Here is a 15,253-nt window from a genome sequence, read left to right on the forward strand (position 1 = left end):
CCGGGTGATCAGGACGCTTCGGCGTCCAGGTCCTGCGCCAGCCCAAACAGCTGTGCAGACCGGGCGCCCGAACGGCAAAACGCCAACGTGGGCTTGGGGGCAGTGATCAAGACCTTGTGCATGGCCTGCACCTGTTCCGGCGTGATGGAGCCACTGACCACGGGCAGGTACACATAGTGCAGCCCGGCCACTGTGGCAGCGCGCTCCATTTCAGGGCTGGTGGGCTGTGCGCCACCGCCCTCCCCGTCGGGCCGGTTGTTGATGATGGTCTTGAAGCCCTGCTGGGCCAAAGCGGCAAAGTCCGTGGTGGCCAGCTGCGGCGACACAGCAAAGTCAGGGGTCAGGGCAATGATTTGCAGAGGCATATCAGCGGCCTCCGGTCTGGGTGGTTGGGGTACCGTGAGACATGCGTTCGGCCAGTTCAAACAGCCACATGCCCGCCAGCATGGCGATCACAAACACGATGGCTTTGGGCTGGCCTGCACCCGCCGAAACGATGGCTGGCCCCGGGCAAAACCCGGCTATACCCCAGCCCGCGCCAAAGATGAGGCTTCCGACGACCAGACGGCGATCAATGTCGCGCGACGTGGGCAAGTGCATGGCGCCGCCAAGGAAACTGGTGGTCCGCTTCTTGGCCACGGCGAAGGCAAACACGCCCACCGCAATGGCTCCGCCCATCACAAACGCCAGCGATGGGTCCCACAAGCCAGCCAGATCCAGAAAGCCCAGCACCTTGCCAGGGTCGGTCATGCCTGAGACGATCAAGCCTAGGCCAAAGATCAGGCCCACCACAAACTCCGAAATACGATTTTTCATAGCGATCAATGCTCCGATGAATAGGGATGCACTCAGGCCAGCGCGTGCCGGATGAGGAAGACGGTGACGAACCCTGCCCCCATGAAGGCCAGGGTGGCCACCAGGGACCGGGGCGACATGCGCGAGAGTCCGCACACGCCGTGGCCGCTGGTGCAGCCCGATCCGTAACGGGTGCCGACACCCACCAGCAGGCCGGCGATCACCACCATGCCCCAGTTCGCATCAATGCGCGGCTGCGTGGGGCCGACCACCAGCCAGTAAAGGCCAGGCGCCACCAACATGCCCAGCAAAAAAGCCAGGCGCCAGCCCATGTCGCCCGCGCGGGGGCGCAGCAGCCCTCCCACAATGCCGCTGATGCCCAGGATGCGCCCGTTGAGAAGCACAAAAAGCGCCGAAGCAAGGCCCAGCAAAACGCCGCCAGCCAGGGCAGCCCAAGGGGTGAAATGGGTCCAGTCGATCAGCATGGTTTGCTCTCCTGGGCGGGGCCACAAAATTGTTCAAACAGCACATTCATCACCGCCAGGGCCTGGGGGCTGGCGATCTCGTAATAGATGTTTTTGCCTTCGCGGCGGGTGTTGACGAGACCCTCCTCGCGCAAAACGCCCAGCTGCTGCGACAAGGTGGGCTGGAAGATGCCCACCAACTCCTCCAGCTCGCCCACACGTTTTTCGCCCTGCGTCAACTGGCACAGCAGCAGCAGTCGGTCGGGGTTGGACAAAACCTTCATCAAGCGGCAAGCGCTGTCGGCGGACCTGCGCAAGGCTTCCAGGTCCATTTGTGCTTCTGCGTGCATGGTGGCGCGCTCCTTTTCAAATTCGATGTTGATATTCTATTGACTAACAATCTATCTGTCAATAAACTATCAACATCGAAATTAAATACGGAGCCCTTCGATGAAGCCCCAGATAGAAGCCTTCTTTGATGACGCCACCTGGACGGTGAGCTATGTGGTGTTCGATCAGCCTGGCGGCCACTGCGCGGTGGTGGATTCGGTGCTGGACTACGACCCGAAGTCGGGCCGCACCCGCACACGGTCTGCCGACAAGATCATCGCGTTTGTGCAAGGTCAGGGATTGAAGGTGCAATGGATTCTGGAAACCCATGCCCATGCAGACCATTTGTCGGCTGCGCACTACCTTCGCGACAAGCTGGGCGGAAAGATCGCCATTGGCGCGTCCATCACGCAAGTGCAGGACGTGTTCAAGAAGGTCTTTCATCTGGAGCCCGAGTTCCGTCCGGATGGCAGCCAGTTCGACCAGCTGCTGCACGACAACGAGGTGTTCCACATCGGCCAACTGGAGGCCCAGGCGCTGGCAGTGCCCGGCCATACCCCCGCCTGCATGGCCTATCAGGTCAGTGACGCCGTGTTTGTGGGCGACACCCTGTTCATGCCCGACGTGGGCACAGCGCGCTGCGACTTCCCCGGCGGCAATGCCCACACGCTGTACCAATCGGTGCGCAAATTGCTCAGTCTGCCGGCGGAAACCCGCCTGTTCATGTGCCACGACTACCCCCCGGCAGGGCGCGCCGTGGCGTGGCAAACCACCGTTGCCGACCAGCGGGCCAAGAACATCCATGTGCACGACGGAGTGAGCGAAGAGGCCTTTGTAGCGCTGCGCACCCAGCGCGACGCCACGCTGGAGATGCCCGTGCTGATCCTGCCCTCGGTGCAGGTCAACATCCGCGCGGGGGAAATGCCGCCGCCGGAAGCCAATGGCGTGACCTATCTCAAGATTCCCGTCAACGCGCTGTGACACGCTGCCGCATCCGCACCACCCTACCCACCGCAGGAACGCCGACATGAAAACAGCCCACGATCTCGTCACCGTCGCCAAGGCCCTGGTGCAGGAGGTCCCACTGGACCAGGCAGACGAAGCCATCCGCACCGCCGACGTGCTGATCGATGTGCGAGAGGCGGACGAATACCAGGCAGGACATATCCCAGGCGCGATTCACGCATCGCGCGGGGTGCTGGAGTTCCGCCTCAGCAGCACACCCGAACTCAGCGCGCGCGACCTCAAGGTGGTGCTGTATTGCAAGACCAGCGGCCGTGCCGCTCTGGCCGCGCGCGCCATGCACGACATGGGCTATCTGCAGGTGCAGTCCATTGCTGGCGGCTTTGACGCCTGGGTGGCTGCAGGCAAGCCTGTCGCGGCGCCTGCGTCCCCCTCATTCGACTGACCGGGCAGCGAGCGCATTCCGCGTTCGCTGCGCTTGTGCAAGCAGGGCCCATCCCGGGCCACAACCTCAGAGCAAGGAAATCATCATGAACATCAACGTAGGAACCGTGGACCGCGTGCTGCGCGTCTTGGCAGGCCTGGTCCTGATCGCACTGGCCGCCACCGGCACGGTGGGCTGGTGGGGATGGCTGGGCGTGGTGCCACTGGCCACCGGCCTGTTTCGCTTCTGCCCGGCTTACACGCTGCTTGGCATCAACACCTGTCCCATGAAGAAATAAACCGCCGGCAGGCGCCGGCACGCGCAGAGTCCGGCGCCCTCAAGGCCCCAGCAAGGAACCATTTCATGAGTACGTTCGACCACACCAGCCTGATCCAGGGCATCAACGAAAGCCTGGCCACCTTCCGCAAGGCCCAGCCAGACGCCATGCGGGGCTTCGCGCAGCTTGCGCAGGCTTCCATGGCGGAAGGTGCGTTGACCAGCAAGCACAAGGAGCTGATTGCCCTGGCCATTGGGGTCACCCAGCGCTGCTCCGGGTGCATTGGTTTTCATGTCAAGGCACTGCAAAAGCTCGGTGCCACCCGCGCAGAGCTGGAAGAAATGTTGGCCGTGTGCGTTTACATGGGCGGTGGCCCGGCACTCATGTACACGGCTGAGGCCCTGAAGGCCTGGGACACCATGGCTGCCGCCAGCGCGCCCGCCGCAGCCTGACGCAGCAGCCCCGCCACCCGTCCGCTGCCGTCGCACGCTCGACACCCCGGCGGGTCATCCGCCAAACCGATGGTGATAAATCGGTTTACATTTTGGGCATCTATCCGCGAGACTGTTACCAAAACAGGAGGGGGTGTCCATGCAATCTCATCGTCGTTATGGGTTGGAACGGGTGTTGTCCAAGGCATGGGCCGCAGGGGTCATCTGCGCGGCATTGCTGGCCGCGAGCAACGTGCAGGCACTGGAGCCACCCACCGGCCCTGTCATCCTCACCATCGACGGCGCCATCACGCAGACCAACCGGGGCCCGCAGGCGCAGTTCGACATGAAGATGCTGGAGAAGCTGCCGCAGCACAGCTTCTCCACCCAGACCCCTTGGTACCCCAGCGCCGTCACTTTCACAGGCCCCCTGCTCCGCGATGTGCTGGCAGCAGTGGGTGCCAAGGGCACCAAGATCACGGCAGTGGCCCTCAATGACTACAAGACCGAGATCCCGGCAGACGACGCCACCAAACACGACGTGATCGTGGCGCGCCTGATGAACAACCGGCCCATGCCCATCCGCGAAAAAGGCCCGCTGTTCATCGTTTACCCGTTTGATACCAAGGCCGAGTTGCGCAGCGAGCTGTATTACAACCGGGCAGCCTGGCAGCTCAACGCACTGCACATCCGGTAGTCGCCCTCCGCGCCCCGGCCCACCCGTATGCTGCGCAGCCAACACATCCTGCGGCTCATCATTGCGGGGCTGGTGTTGGCCTACGTGGCCATAGCGGCGGTGCAATACAGCCAGTACCGCAGTGTGGAAGCCGTCATGCGGCGCGGTGATGTGAATGCGCTGTGGTCGTTCTTGCAGCTCAATGTGGAGTACGAAAAACTGGACCACGCGCTGCACCAGTTCGAGCTGGACCCCACCAGCATCACCATGGACAAGCTGGAGCTGCGCTACGACCTGTTCCTGAGCCGGTTCAGCGCGCTGGAAAGCGGCACCTCGCGCACGCTGATGCAGGACGAGCCCATCTACAGCACTGCGCTGGCCGCCCTGCAGCGGTTTGTGGCAGCAGGCGACAGCTACTTTGGCGCCAGTGTGGACGCCACCTCCAGCCAGACCAACATGCGGCGCCTGCGCATCGAACTGGATGGCTTGCGCGAGACGGTGCAAGAGCTGTCGCTCAGCGCTTCGCGCGTGTCGGCCCTGCTGGGCGACTCGCGCAACGCCGAGGTCAAGCACCAGACCTTGTTGACCACCGGGCTCACCGCCTTCCAGGCTCTGCTGACGTTCTTGCTCGCCTTTGCGATGGCACGGCAGTTCTTGCAGCGCGAAAAGGCCACGGCCCAGGCCATGGCAGCGCAGAGCGAGCTGGTCGAGGCCCTCAAGCGCAATGAAGAGGTGCTGGAGGCGCGTGTGGCGGAGCGCACGGTGGAGCTGCAAAAGGTCAACGCGGCCCTGCGCGAACACGAGGACGAGCTGGAGATTGCCCGCGCCCGCGCGGAGGACGCATCGCAGATGAAGTCGGACTTTCTGGCCAACATGAGCCACGAGATCCGCACCCCCATGAACGCGGTGATCGGGATGAGCCACCTGGCCCTGGGCACCGACCTCACGCCGCGCCAGCGCGACTATGTGGAAAAGATCCAGCGCTCTGGCCAGCACTTGCTGGGCCTGATCAACGACATCCTGGACTTCAGCAAGATCGAAGCCGGCAAGCTCGAAGTGGAGGTCGTGGACTTTGACCTGCGCGGCGTGCTGGACAACGTGGCCAACCTGGTGAGCGACAAATGCGCCCACAAGGGCCTGGAGCTGCTGTTCGATGTGGACCCTGCCCTGCCCGATGACCTGCGCGGCGATCCGCTGCGCCTGGGGCAGATCCTGGTGAACTACGCCAACAACGCGGTCAAGTTCACCGACACCGGGGAAATCATCGTGCGCGTCACCGAAACAGAGCGCGACGACACCGGCGTGTTGCTGCGATTTGAGGTGCAGGACACCGGCATCGGGCTGACGACCGAGCAGCAGTCGCGGCTGTTCCGGTCGTTCGAGCAGGCGGACACCTCCACCACGCGCAAATACGGCGGCACCGGCCTGGGGTTGGCTATCTCCAAGAAGCTGGCCGGGCTGATGGGGGGCGAAGTGGGCGTGCAAAGCCAGCCCGGGGTGGGCAGCACCTTCTGGTTTACCGCCCGTCTGGGGCTGGGCAACCCAAGCCATGCCCCCCTGCTGCCCACCCCCGACCTGCGCGGGCGGCATGTGCTGGTGGTGGACGACAGCGAGCAGGCCCGGCACATCCTGGGCGAGATGCTGGCCCGCATGAGCTTTACGGTCACCACGGCCTCTTCCGGAGAGGAGGCCGTGGCCCAGGCCCGCGTTGCCGAACAGGCCGGTCGCCCTTGTGAGATTGCATTCGTGGACTGGAAGATGCCCGGCATGGACGGGTTTGACACCCACCGCGCACTCGCCCAGTTGCAGCACCCACCCCACACGGTCATCGTGACCGCTGCAGGCCGCGACGACGTGCAAAGCGAGCTGGAATGCGCCGGGCTGCAACTGATGCTGTCCAAGCCCGTCAGCCCCTCGCAACTCTTTGATGCCGCCATGCAGGCACTGGGCGGGCAGGCCCGGTCGTCCGACGGGCGTGCCGCACAGGCACCTCGGCGCGCTGCACACCTTTCTGCCATTGCGGGCGCACGGGTGCTGCTGGTGGACGACAACGACCTGAACCAGCAGGTGGGTGCCGAGCTGCTGAGCGGCGCGGGCTTGGTCGTGGATGTGGCCCAGAACGGGCAGGTGGCACTGGACATGCTCGCCCAGACCCCTTACGACCTGGTGCTGATGGACATGCAAATGCCCGAGATGGACGGCCTGACCGCAACCCGGCACTTGCGTCAGAACCCCGCCTGGGCCCAGTTGCCCGTGCTGGCCATGACGGCCAACGCCATGAGCCGCGACCGTGACCTGTGCCTGGAGGCAGGCATGAACGGCCACCTGGCCAAACCCATCGACCCGGACGAACTGTTTGCCGCGCTGCTGCAATGGATTGCCCCAAGGGCCACCGGCGCGGCTGCGGCAGACCGCCTCAACGCCGAACTTCAAGGGCAGCCAGCGGGTAACGCAGATAACCCGCAAGCACCGCCCCACCCTGCCCCCGCGCCTTCTGCCGATGACGCATTGCGCCACATCCCAGGGCTGGATGTGACTGCCGGCCTGCGGCGCGTGCTGGACAAACGCCCCGCCTACGAGGGCCTGCTGCGCAAGTTTGTGGCGGGGCAAGCACATGCCGTACAGGCCACACGCACGGCCCTGGCCGCCGGGCGGCACGACGAAGCCCAGCGCGCCATGCACACACTCAAAGGCACGGCCGGCACGATTGGCGCCAGTGCCCTGGCCGCTCTGGCGCAACGGGTAGAAGAAGCCATCGCCCAGAAGACCTCACCCGAACTGATAGAGCCATTGCTGGAGCCCGTGGAAGCAGCATGCCGGGCACTGGTCACAGCGCTGCAGCAAGCCCTGCCCGCAGACGAAGTTGCTGACGCGGACACTGGTCCTGGCCTGCAGATCGACGCACCGGCTGCGCGTGCGCTGGTAGCGCAGCTCGACGCCCTGCTGTCCGACGACGATTCCAACGCCATCGAAATCTTCAAGGACTCCGCGCCCGCGCTGCAAGCCTTGCTCGGGCCCGCGTATGGCCAGATGAAACGGTCGCTGAATAGCTACGACTTTGTGGAGGCACTGGCCATACTGCGGCAGACCCCCATCGCACACCATGATTACAAGGAGGACCCGGTTCATGAATAGCCCATTCGCACCCAGCGGCAAATGCACGGTGCTGGTCGTAGACGACACGCCCGACAACCTCTCGCTGATGAGCGACCTCCTGCGCACTGACTACAAGGTCAAACTCGCGCCCAGTGGCGAACGTGCGCTGCAGATCGTGGCAGGCGACAGCAAGCCCGATCTGATCCTGCTGGACATCATGATGCCGGACATGGACGGCTACGAGGTACTGCGCCGCCTGCAGTTCAACCCCGACACCGAAGACATCCCCGTGATCTTCCTCACCGCCATGAGCGCGGCCGAGGACGAGAGCATTGGCCTGGAGCTGGGCGCGGTGGACTACATCACCAAGCCCATCAACCCGGCCATCGTGATGGCCCGTGTGCGCAACCACCTGCAACTCAAGCGCGCGCGCGACTTCCTGGCCCAGCACAACCACTTTCTGGAGCAGGAGGTCGCCAACCGCACCCGGGCGATGGCCGAGCTGCAGGACGCCACCATCCGCGCCATGGCCTCGCTGGCCGAAACGCGCGACAACGAAACGGGCAACCACATCCGGCGCACGCAGCACTACATGGAAGCGCTGGCCCGCCACCTGCAAAACCACCCGCGCTTCAAGGACGAGCTGACCGACGCCGCCATCGAGACCATCTTCAAGTCCGCCCCGCTGCACGACATCGGCAAGGTGGGCATTCCCGACCGCATCCTGCTCAAGCCCGGCAAGCTCACGCCGGAAGAGTTCGAGATCATGAAGACGCATACCACGCTGGGGCGCGACGCCATCATCGCGGCCGAGACGGGGACCACACAGGACAACCCGTTTTTCCGGTATGCCAAGGAGATCGCCTACAGCCACCAGGAGAAATGGGACGGCTCGGGCTACCCCGAAGGCCTGGTGGGCAACACCATTCCACTGTCAGCGCGGCTGATGGCCGTGGCCGACGTGTACGACGCACTGATTTCCGAACGCGTCTACAAGCCCGCCTACTCCCACGAGCAGGCGGTAGAGATCATTCGCGACGGCCGGGGCAGCCACTTCGACCCAGACATGGTCGATGCCTTCCTGACCCTGTCCGAGGAGTTCCGGCGCATTGCCCAGCAGTTTGCCGATGCCGAGCCAGCACGGCTGGCCCAGGTAGACCGCCTGGCCGCCGATCTGCCCATGGAGCGCATCGAACTGACCTCGCGCGAAGAGCCGCTCTGAATGGCAGTGTCCCGCGCCTTACCGTAGCGCAGCACGGAGGCACGGCATTCGGTGACGTCGCAGCGGGCTCCAGCAGAAGCACGCCGCCGCGTCGGGGGGGCATCAAGCGCTGTGGCTGTGCCCGTCCAGGGTGGTGGTCGTTGTGCGATGGCCGTTCAGCCCCAGCTTGGCCAGCAGTTGCACGTCGGCATCCACATCGGGGTTGCCAGTCACCAGCAGCTTGTCACCATAAAAGATGGAATTGGCCCCTGCCATGAAGCACAGCGCCTGCACCGCTTCACCCATTTGCTGGCGCCCGGCAGAGAGGCGTACCCGGGCCTTGGGCATGGTAATGCGGGCCACGGCAATCATGCGCACAAAGTCCAGCGGGTCGATGGGTTTGCTGTCAGCCAGCGGCGTACCGGGCACCCGCACCAGGCTGTTGATGGGCACCGACTCGGGGTACGGCTGCAGGTTGGCCAGCTGCGCAATCAGGCCCGCACGGTGCACCGGCGCCTCGCCCATGCCCACAATGCCACCGCAGCACACGCTGATGCCCGCGTTGCGCACGTTCTGCAGCGTGTCCAGCCGGTCCTGGTAAGCGCGTGTGCTCACCACGTCGGTGTAGTACTCGGGGGCGGTGTCCAGGTTGTGGTTGTAGTAGTCCAGCCCGGCGTCCCTGAGCGCCTGCGCCTGGTGCGACTCGAGCATGCCCAGCGTGGCGCAGGTCTGCAGGCCCAGGCCTTTCACCGCACCGATCAGGGCGCTGACTTTTTCAATGTCGCGGTCCTTGGGCGCACGCCACGCGGCGCCCATGCAAAAGCGCGTGGCGCCCGCGTCCTTGGCGGCCTGGGCGGCACGCACCACCTCCTCCACTTCCATGAGTTTTTCGGCTTTCACGCCCGTGTCGAACTCGGCCGCCTGCGGGCAGTAGCCACAGTTTTCAGGGCAGCCGCCGGTCTTGACCGACAGCAGCGTGGCCAGCTCGATGTCGCCCGCAGGCCAGTGCTGGCGGTGCACGGTTTGCGCTTCAAACAGCAGGTCCATCAGGGGCTTGTCGAGCAGCGCCTGGATGGCCTCGACCGACCACTCACCCTGCACGGCCGGCGCAGGGACGGGGCGATGGATCTGGATGGGCTGGGGGGCGGAGAGGGTTGCATTGGCCATGGGTGGATTCCTTTCGAGAGCCTGCTACTGCAAGCACCAGGGATTGCATCAGTGATCACACAAAGCGCCACATCACGGTATTCCAAAGAGCCGCCCTGCGTCGCTATCGCCATGATTTTGAAGGAGATTTTGGTGCAATTGCCCTCAACATGGTCACAAAAGGTGCCACTGTTTCTAGGCCCGTAACTGCCCCGATCTTTCCGGACAAAAACGCAGAAAAAGGCGGCCGTTGGCCGCTGTAGAGAGCACGTTCAAACGGCGGCAAAACCCGCCCGCACAACATGCTCCCAACGGGCGGCTTTGGCTTGCATCTTGCAGCCGGGGCCCGCTTGCGCGGCCCGAAGTTAGACCAAGTTAGATGCAGGCCAGGCCCCGCTCGGACCGCGCTCTGGCCACAGCGCCCGCAACCAGGCACACCAACGCCAGCCCGTCAGCCACCACAACGCGCTGCAAATGTGTGTTGAAGCCGCCGGTGGACCACGCCAGCAGCAGGAACGAGAGAACACTGACCGCGCCCACAGTCAGCCCCAGCCACTGGTAGGCAGGCTTGAACGCCGCCCCCATGCAGATGCCACCCACAATGCCAAACAGCACGGCACGGTGGCGCAACAGGATGAGGGTGTTCGGCTCAGAAGGGGTCGTGCCGTAGAGGCTGGCCAGTGGCGCAGCGCCGAACACGCCGAGCAACGGAATCAGGTGGATGGCACCTGCGACCAGCAGGGCCAGAGAAGCAATCTTTTTCATGGGCAGGCGACACCAAAGACAAGGTGCCGCTGTTGTAGCCCCCGTCGGGGTTGGCGACCATGACGTGCCCGGTCATGGACGCCGCGCGGTTCAGCGCCCCAGCATCTGCTCCAGCGCCTCGCGGATGGCGCGGGGCTTGTTGCCCCCATCATCCATTGCAGAGCATGTGGGGCTGCGCTCTACCTCCGGGCCGCTGGTGCCGACCCGGGCGAACAGGCGTTCGCAGTCGCAACGCAGCGTGGCCAGCGTCTTGCGAGACCGCTGGTGTTTCACTTCCGCCACCCAGCAGCGGTCTGCGCAGCCGCAGGACCGGTACTGCAAGGTTTCCCCCGCCCTGCCCCAATCGAGCGGATAGGCGCCAGTGCCGCCTGCGGCTCCGGCCCCTTGCCCTGCCAGCGCCAACACGAGCGCGGCACACACCCTGGTGCCGACCCGAAGCGCACGCTGCAGAGAAAACACGGAATGCACGGGAGTTGGTGATCGCGCCGTTCAGCCCAGCACCGCAATCACATCCGCCGGGGCCTGCACCAGCTCGATCAGCACGCCCTCACCGGCAATCGGAAACTCGTCATTGCTCTTGGGGTGCAAAAACGTGATGTCGTAGCCCGCAGCGCCCTTGCGGATGCCACCAGGGGCAAAGCGCACGCCCTTGGCAGTGAGCCATTCCACCGCCTTGGGCAGGTCGTCGATCCACAGGCCAATGTGGTTGAGCGGCGTGGTGTGCACGGCTGGCTTTTTCTCGATGTCCAGCGGCTGCATGATGTCCACCTCCACCTTGAAGGCACCCTTGCCCATGGCCAGGATGTCTTCGTCCACGTTCTCGCGCTCGCTCTGGAAAGTGCCGGTCTGCTCCAGGCCCAGCATGTCGACCCACAGCGTCTTCATCCGCTGCTTGTCGGTGCCTCCAATGGCGACCTGCTGGATGCCCAGGACCTTGAAGGGGCGTGGGGTCATGCTCATGATTACTCCTGATTTGATAGCCGCCAGCGCATATTCCTCTAGCGCTATCGGCCAAAAAAACTAAAAAAGGGGCGCAAGGCCCCTCCAGATGGGCTGTCGGGCCCTTGGGATCACTGGAATTCCAGGATCACCTGATCGACCGCCAACGACTCGCCCTTGCCCGCCACGATCTTGCCCACCACACCGTCCTGCGCGGCGAAGAGGATGTTCTCCATCTTCATGGCTTCGATCACAGCCAGCTTCTCACCCGCCTGCACCTTCTGGCCGGGCTGCACCGCCACATCCACCAGCAAACCGGGCATGGGCGAGAGCAGGAATTTGGACAGGTCTGGCGGCGCCTTGAAGGGCATCAGCTTGTGCAGCCGGGCGCCCAGCGGCGACAGCACCAGCGCGTCGATCTGCGTGCCGTTGTGCGCAATGCGCAGCGCCAGCGGGTTCTTGCCCACACCGCGCTCCACCTGGGCGGTGAAGCCCTGGCCGTTGCATGCGCCCTGCACCCGGATCTGACCCAGCGTGGCGTTACTACTGATCTGATAGCTGTTACCGCCCACAGAGACTGAGCTAGAGCCCGATTTGTCTTCAAAGTCAGAGACCGTAACTTCGTGGTGCTGGTTCTGCCCTTCGACGCCCAGCGTCACCACCACAAACTGCTCGCCCACCTTCACCTCGTGGCCGGCCAGCTGACCGCTGATGCCCGAGGCGCGTGCGCGGTAGCGGCGGTTCATGTAGGCGGCCAGCGCCACCAGGAACAGCGGGTCGCTGTGCGGCACGTCTTCGGCGTGGAAGCCCTTGCCGTAGTTCTCGGCAATGAAGCCGGTGTTGAAGTCGCCCGTCACAAACTTGGGGTGCGCCAGCAGCGCGGCCTGGAACGGGATGTTGCTGCTGATGCCACGGATCACAAAGCCGTTGAGCGCTGCGCGCATCTTGGCAATCGCGTCATTGCGGTCCGTGCCGTGCACGATGAGCTTGGCGATCATCGAGTCGTAGTACATCGGGATCTCGCCGCCCTCGTACACGCCTGTGTCCACCCGCACGCCCAGCTTCTTGCTGGTGTCGGACTGGAACATGGTTTCCTCCGGCGGCTGAAAGCGCACCAGGCGGCCGGTGGACGGCAGGAAGTTGCGGAAGGGGTCTTCGGCGTTGATGCGGCACTCGATGGCCCAGCCGTCGCGCTTCACATCAGCCTGCGTCAGCGGCAGCTTCTCGCCTGCGGCCACACGAATCATCAGCTCCACCAGGTCCAGGCCGGTGATGCACTCCGTCACCGGGTGCTCCACCTGCAGGCGGGTGTTCATTTCCAGGAAGTAGAAGTCCTGGTCCTTGCCAACCACGAACTCCACCGTGCCCGCGCTCTGGTACTTCACGGCCTTGGCCAGTTGCACCGCCTGCTCGCCCATGGCCTTGCGGGTGGCGTCGCTGATGAAGGGCGATGGCGCCTCTTCAATCACCTTCTGGTGGCGGCGCTGGATGGAGCACTCGCGCTCGTTCAGGTAGATCACGTTGCCGTGCGAATCGCCCAGCACCTGGATCTCAATGTGGCGTGGCTCCTGCACAAACTTCTCAATGAAGATGCGGTCGTCGCCAAAGCTGTTGCGGGCTTCGTTCTGGCAGCTGGCAAAGCCTTCAAACGCTTCCTTGTCGTTGAACGCCACGCGCAGACCCTTGCCGCCGCCGCCGGCCGAGGCCTTGATCATCACGGGGTAGCCAATGCCCTTGGCAATCTCCACCGCCTGCTCGGGGCCCGCTATGGCATCGTTGTAGCCAGGAATCGTGTTGACCTTGGCCTCGTTGGCCAGCTTCTTGGACGCGATCTTGTCGCCCATGGCCGCAATCGAATGCGCCTTGGGGCCGATGAAGGCAATGCCTTCGTCCTCGCAGCGCTTGGCAAAGGCTTCGTTCTCAGACAGGAAGCCGTAGCCGGGGTGCACGGCTTGCGCGCCGGTCTGCTTGCAGGCGGCAATGATCTTGTCGGCCAGCAGGTAGGACTCGCGCGAGGGCGCAGCGCCAATGTGCACGGCCTCGTCGGCCAGCTTGACGTGGCGGGCTTCCTTGTCGGCGTCGGAATAGACGGCCACTGTCTTGATGCCCATCTTGCGGGCAGTCGCGATGACGCGGCAGGCGATTTCGCCACGGTTGGCGATCAGGATTTTTGTAAACATGTTCTTATGCTCCTTGTCCGCTCACAGTGGGATGTTGCCGTGCTTGCGCCATGGGTTTTCCAGCTTCTTGTCGCGCAGCATCACCAGCGACCGGCAGATGCGCTTGCGCGTCTCGTGCGGCAGGATCACGTCGTCAATAAAGCCACGCGCACCGGCCACAAACGGGTTGGCAAAGCGCTGCTTGTATTCCGCTTCACGCGCGGCCAGCTTCACCGGGTCGTTCTTGTCTTCGCGGAAAATGATTTCCACCGCGCCCTTGGCGCCCATCACCGCGATTTCGGCGTTGGGCCAGGCCAGGTTCACGTCGCCGCGCAGGTGCTTGCTGCTCATCACGTCGTACGCGCCGCCGTAGGCCTTGCGGGTGATGACGGTGATCTTGGGCACGGTGCACTCGGCGTATGCGTACAGCAGCTTGGCGCCGTGCTTGATGATGCCGCCGTACTCCTGGCTGGTGCCGGGCATGAAGCCGGGCACGTCCACAAAGGTGACCACGGGGATGTTGAACGCATCGCAGAAGCGCACAAAGCGCGCAGCCTTGATGGAGCTCTTGATGTCCAGGCAGCCGGCCAGCACCAGCGGCTGGTTGGCCACGATGCCCACGGTCTGGCCTTCCATGCGGGCAAAGCCGATGATGATGTTCTTGGCGTACTCGGGCTGCAGCTCGAAGAAGTCCCCATCGTCCACCGTCTTGAGGATCAGCTCCTTCATGTCGTAGGGCTTGTTGGGGTTCTCGGGCACCAGGGTGTCCAGGCTCAGGTCCATGCGGTCGGCCGGGTCGTTGCTGGGGCGCACCGGGGCTTTTTCGCGGTTGTTGAGCGGCAGGTAGTTGTACAGGCGGCGCAGCATCATCAGCGCTTCCACGTCGTTCTCAAACGCCATGTCGGCCACACCACTCTTGGTGGTGTGTGTCACGGCGCCGCCCAGTTCTTCGGCTGTGACTTCTTCGTGCGTCACGGTCTTCACGACTTCGGGTCCGGTCACGAACATGTAGCTCGAATCCTTGACCATGAAGATGAAGTCCGTCATGGCGGGCGAGTACACGGCGCCACCGGCGCTGGGGCCCATGATCATGCTGATCTGCGGAATCACGCCGCTGGCCAGCACGTTCTTCTGGAATACGTCGGCATAGCCGCCGAGGGACGCCACGCCTTCCTGGATGCGCGCACCGCCCGAGTCGTTGAGGCCAATGACCGGCGCGCCGACCTTCATGGCCTGGTCCATCACCTTGCAGATTTTTTCGGCATGCGTTTCGCTGAGCGCGCCGCCGAACACGGTGAAGTCCTGGCTGAAAACGAACACCAAGCGGCCGTTGATCATGCCGTAGCCCGTCACCACACCGTCGCCGGGGATCTTGTTGTCCTCCATGCCGAAGTCGGTGCAGCGGTGTTCGACGAACATGTCCCATTCCTCGAACGTGCCGTCGTCCAGCAGCAGCTCGATGCGCTCGCGCGCGGTGAGCTTGCCCTTGGCGTGCTGCGCATCAATGCGCTTTTGCCCGCCGCCCAGGCGTGCCAGCGCACGCTTTTTCTCCAGTTGATCCAGGATGTCTTGCATGGTCGTCCTTTG

17 protein-coding genes are annotated in these 15,253 nt (G+C 64.0%); 7 read left to right on the forward strand and 10 right to left on the reverse strand.

The features are described from left to right. Positions 1 to 8 precede the first annotated feature (8 nt). From C380_RS11980 to C380_RS11995, 4 genes are read right to left on the reverse strand one after another with little or no spacing between them, the layout of a single operon-like run. A complete protein-coding gene (locus tag C380_RS11980; protein ID WP_015014118.1) occupies positions 9 to 365 on the reverse strand; it encodes a TIGR01244 family sulfur transferase in 357 nt (118 codons plus the stop codon). A 1-nt stretch (position 366) separates the two neighbouring features. Beyond that, the gene (locus C380_RS11985; RefSeq protein ID WP_015014119.1) at positions 367 to 816 is read right to left on the reverse strand and encodes a YeeE/YedE family protein; all 450 of its coding nucleotides are present in this window, start codon (positions 814 to 816) and stop codon (positions 367 to 369) included. A gap of 32 nt (positions 817 to 848) precedes the next feature. Next, entirely contained in the window at positions 849 to 1,280 is a 432-nt protein-coding gene (locus C380_RS11990) for a YeeE/YedE family protein (RefSeq protein ID WP_015014120.1), read from the reverse strand. Further along, complete coding sequence (locus C380_RS11995; RefSeq protein ID WP_015014121.1) at positions 1,274 to 1,609, reverse strand: helix-turn-helix transcriptional regulator; 336 nt, start codon at positions 1,607 to 1,609, stop codon at positions 1,274 to 1,276. The genes C380_RS11990 and C380_RS11995 overlap by 7 nt, the downstream gene beginning before the upstream one ends. 100 nt (positions 1,610 to 1,709) lie before the next feature. On the opposite strand from C380_RS11995, the gene C380_RS12000 reads away from it, so the two are divergent. The 7 genes from C380_RS12000 to C380_RS12030 all read left to right on the forward strand — a co-directional run bounded on the left by C380_RS12000 (position 1,710) and on the right by C380_RS12030 (position 8,678). Next, positions 1,710 to 2,570 (forward strand): MBL fold metallo-hydrolase, encoded by an 861-nt coding sequence (locus C380_RS12000; RefSeq protein ID WP_015014122.1) that lies wholly within the window; start codon positions 1,710 to 1,712, stop codon positions 2,568 to 2,570. Between the two features lie 46 nt (positions 2,571 to 2,616). Then, positions 2,617 to 2,997, forward strand: a complete 381-nt coding sequence (locus tag C380_RS12005; RefSeq protein WP_015014123.1) for a rhodanese-like domain-containing protein — start codon at positions 2,617 to 2,619, stop codon at positions 2,995 to 2,997. 85 nt (positions 2,998 to 3,082) lie between these two features. Next, positions 3,083 to 3,274, forward strand: a complete 192-nt coding sequence (locus C380_RS12010) for a DUF2892 domain-containing protein (RefSeq protein ID WP_015014124.1) — start codon at positions 3,083 to 3,085, stop codon at positions 3,272 to 3,274. Between the two features lie 65 nt (positions 3,275 to 3,339). Then, positions 3,340 to 3,705: a carboxymuconolactone decarboxylase family protein gene (locus C380_RS12015; RefSeq protein ID WP_015014125.1), complete on the forward strand. Its 366-nt coding sequence runs from the start codon at positions 3,340 to 3,342 to the stop codon at positions 3,703 to 3,705. A 139-nt stretch (positions 3,706 to 3,844) separates the two neighbouring features. Continuing rightward, positions 3,845 to 4,381, forward strand: a complete 537-nt coding sequence (locus C380_RS12020; protein ID WP_015014126.1) for a molybdopterin-dependent oxidoreductase — start codon at positions 3,845 to 3,847, stop codon at positions 4,379 to 4,381. Between the two features lie 27 nt (positions 4,382 to 4,408). Beyond that, positions 4,409 to 7,495, forward strand: a complete 3,087-nt coding sequence (locus C380_RS12025) for a hybrid sensor histidine kinase/response regulator (protein WP_015014127.1) — start codon at positions 4,409 to 4,411, stop codon at positions 7,493 to 7,495. Further along, positions 7,488 to 8,678, forward strand: a complete 1,191-nt coding sequence (locus C380_RS12030; RefSeq protein WP_015014128.1) for a two-component system response regulator — start codon at positions 7,488 to 7,490, stop codon at positions 8,676 to 8,678. The genes C380_RS12025 and C380_RS12030 overlap by 8 nt, the downstream gene beginning before the upstream one ends. Before the next feature lie 102 nt (positions 8,679 to 8,780). On the opposite strand, the gene bioB is transcribed toward C380_RS12030, so the two are convergent. From bioB to C380_RS12060, 6 genes are all read right to left on the reverse strand, one after another. Next, positions 8,781 to 9,824: a biotin synthase BioB gene (gene bioB / locus C380_RS12035; protein WP_015014129.1), complete on the reverse strand. Its 1,044-nt coding sequence runs from the start codon at positions 9,822 to 9,824 to the stop codon at positions 8,781 to 8,783. Positions 9,825 to 10,178: 354 nt separating this feature from the next. Further along, complete coding sequence (locus C380_RS12040; RefSeq protein ID WP_015014130.1) at positions 10,179 to 10,568, reverse strand: hypothetical protein; 390 nt, start codon at positions 10,566 to 10,568, stop codon at positions 10,179 to 10,181. Positions 10,569 to 10,658: 90 nt separating this feature from the next. Continuing rightward, positions 10,659 to 11,036 (reverse strand): hypothetical protein, encoded by a 378-nt coding sequence (locus C380_RS12045; protein ID WP_015014131.1) that lies wholly within the window; start codon positions 11,034 to 11,036, stop codon positions 10,659 to 10,661. 21 nt (positions 11,037 to 11,057) lie between these two features. After that, positions 11,058 to 11,528: a VOC family protein gene (locus C380_RS12050; RefSeq protein ID WP_015014132.1), complete on the reverse strand. Its 471-nt coding sequence runs from the start codon at positions 11,526 to 11,528 to the stop codon at positions 11,058 to 11,060. Positions 11,529 to 11,638: 110 nt separating this feature from the next. Beyond that, entirely contained in the window at positions 11,639 to 13,687 is a 2,049-nt protein-coding gene (locus C380_RS12055) for an acetyl/propionyl/methylcrotonyl-CoA carboxylase subunit alpha (protein ID WP_015014133.1), read from the reverse strand. A 21-nt stretch (positions 13,688 to 13,708) separates the two neighbouring features. After that, entirely contained in the window at positions 13,709 to 15,241 is a 1,533-nt protein-coding gene (locus C380_RS12060; RefSeq protein ID WP_015014134.1) for an acyl-CoA carboxylase subunit beta, read from the reverse strand. Between the last annotated feature and the right edge of the window lie 12 nt (positions 15,242 to 15,253).

Source organism: Acidovorax sp. KKS102 (genome assembly GCF_000302535.1).
GTDB lineage: Bacteria > Pseudomonadota > Gammaproteobacteria > Burkholderiales > Burkholderiaceae_C > Acidovorax.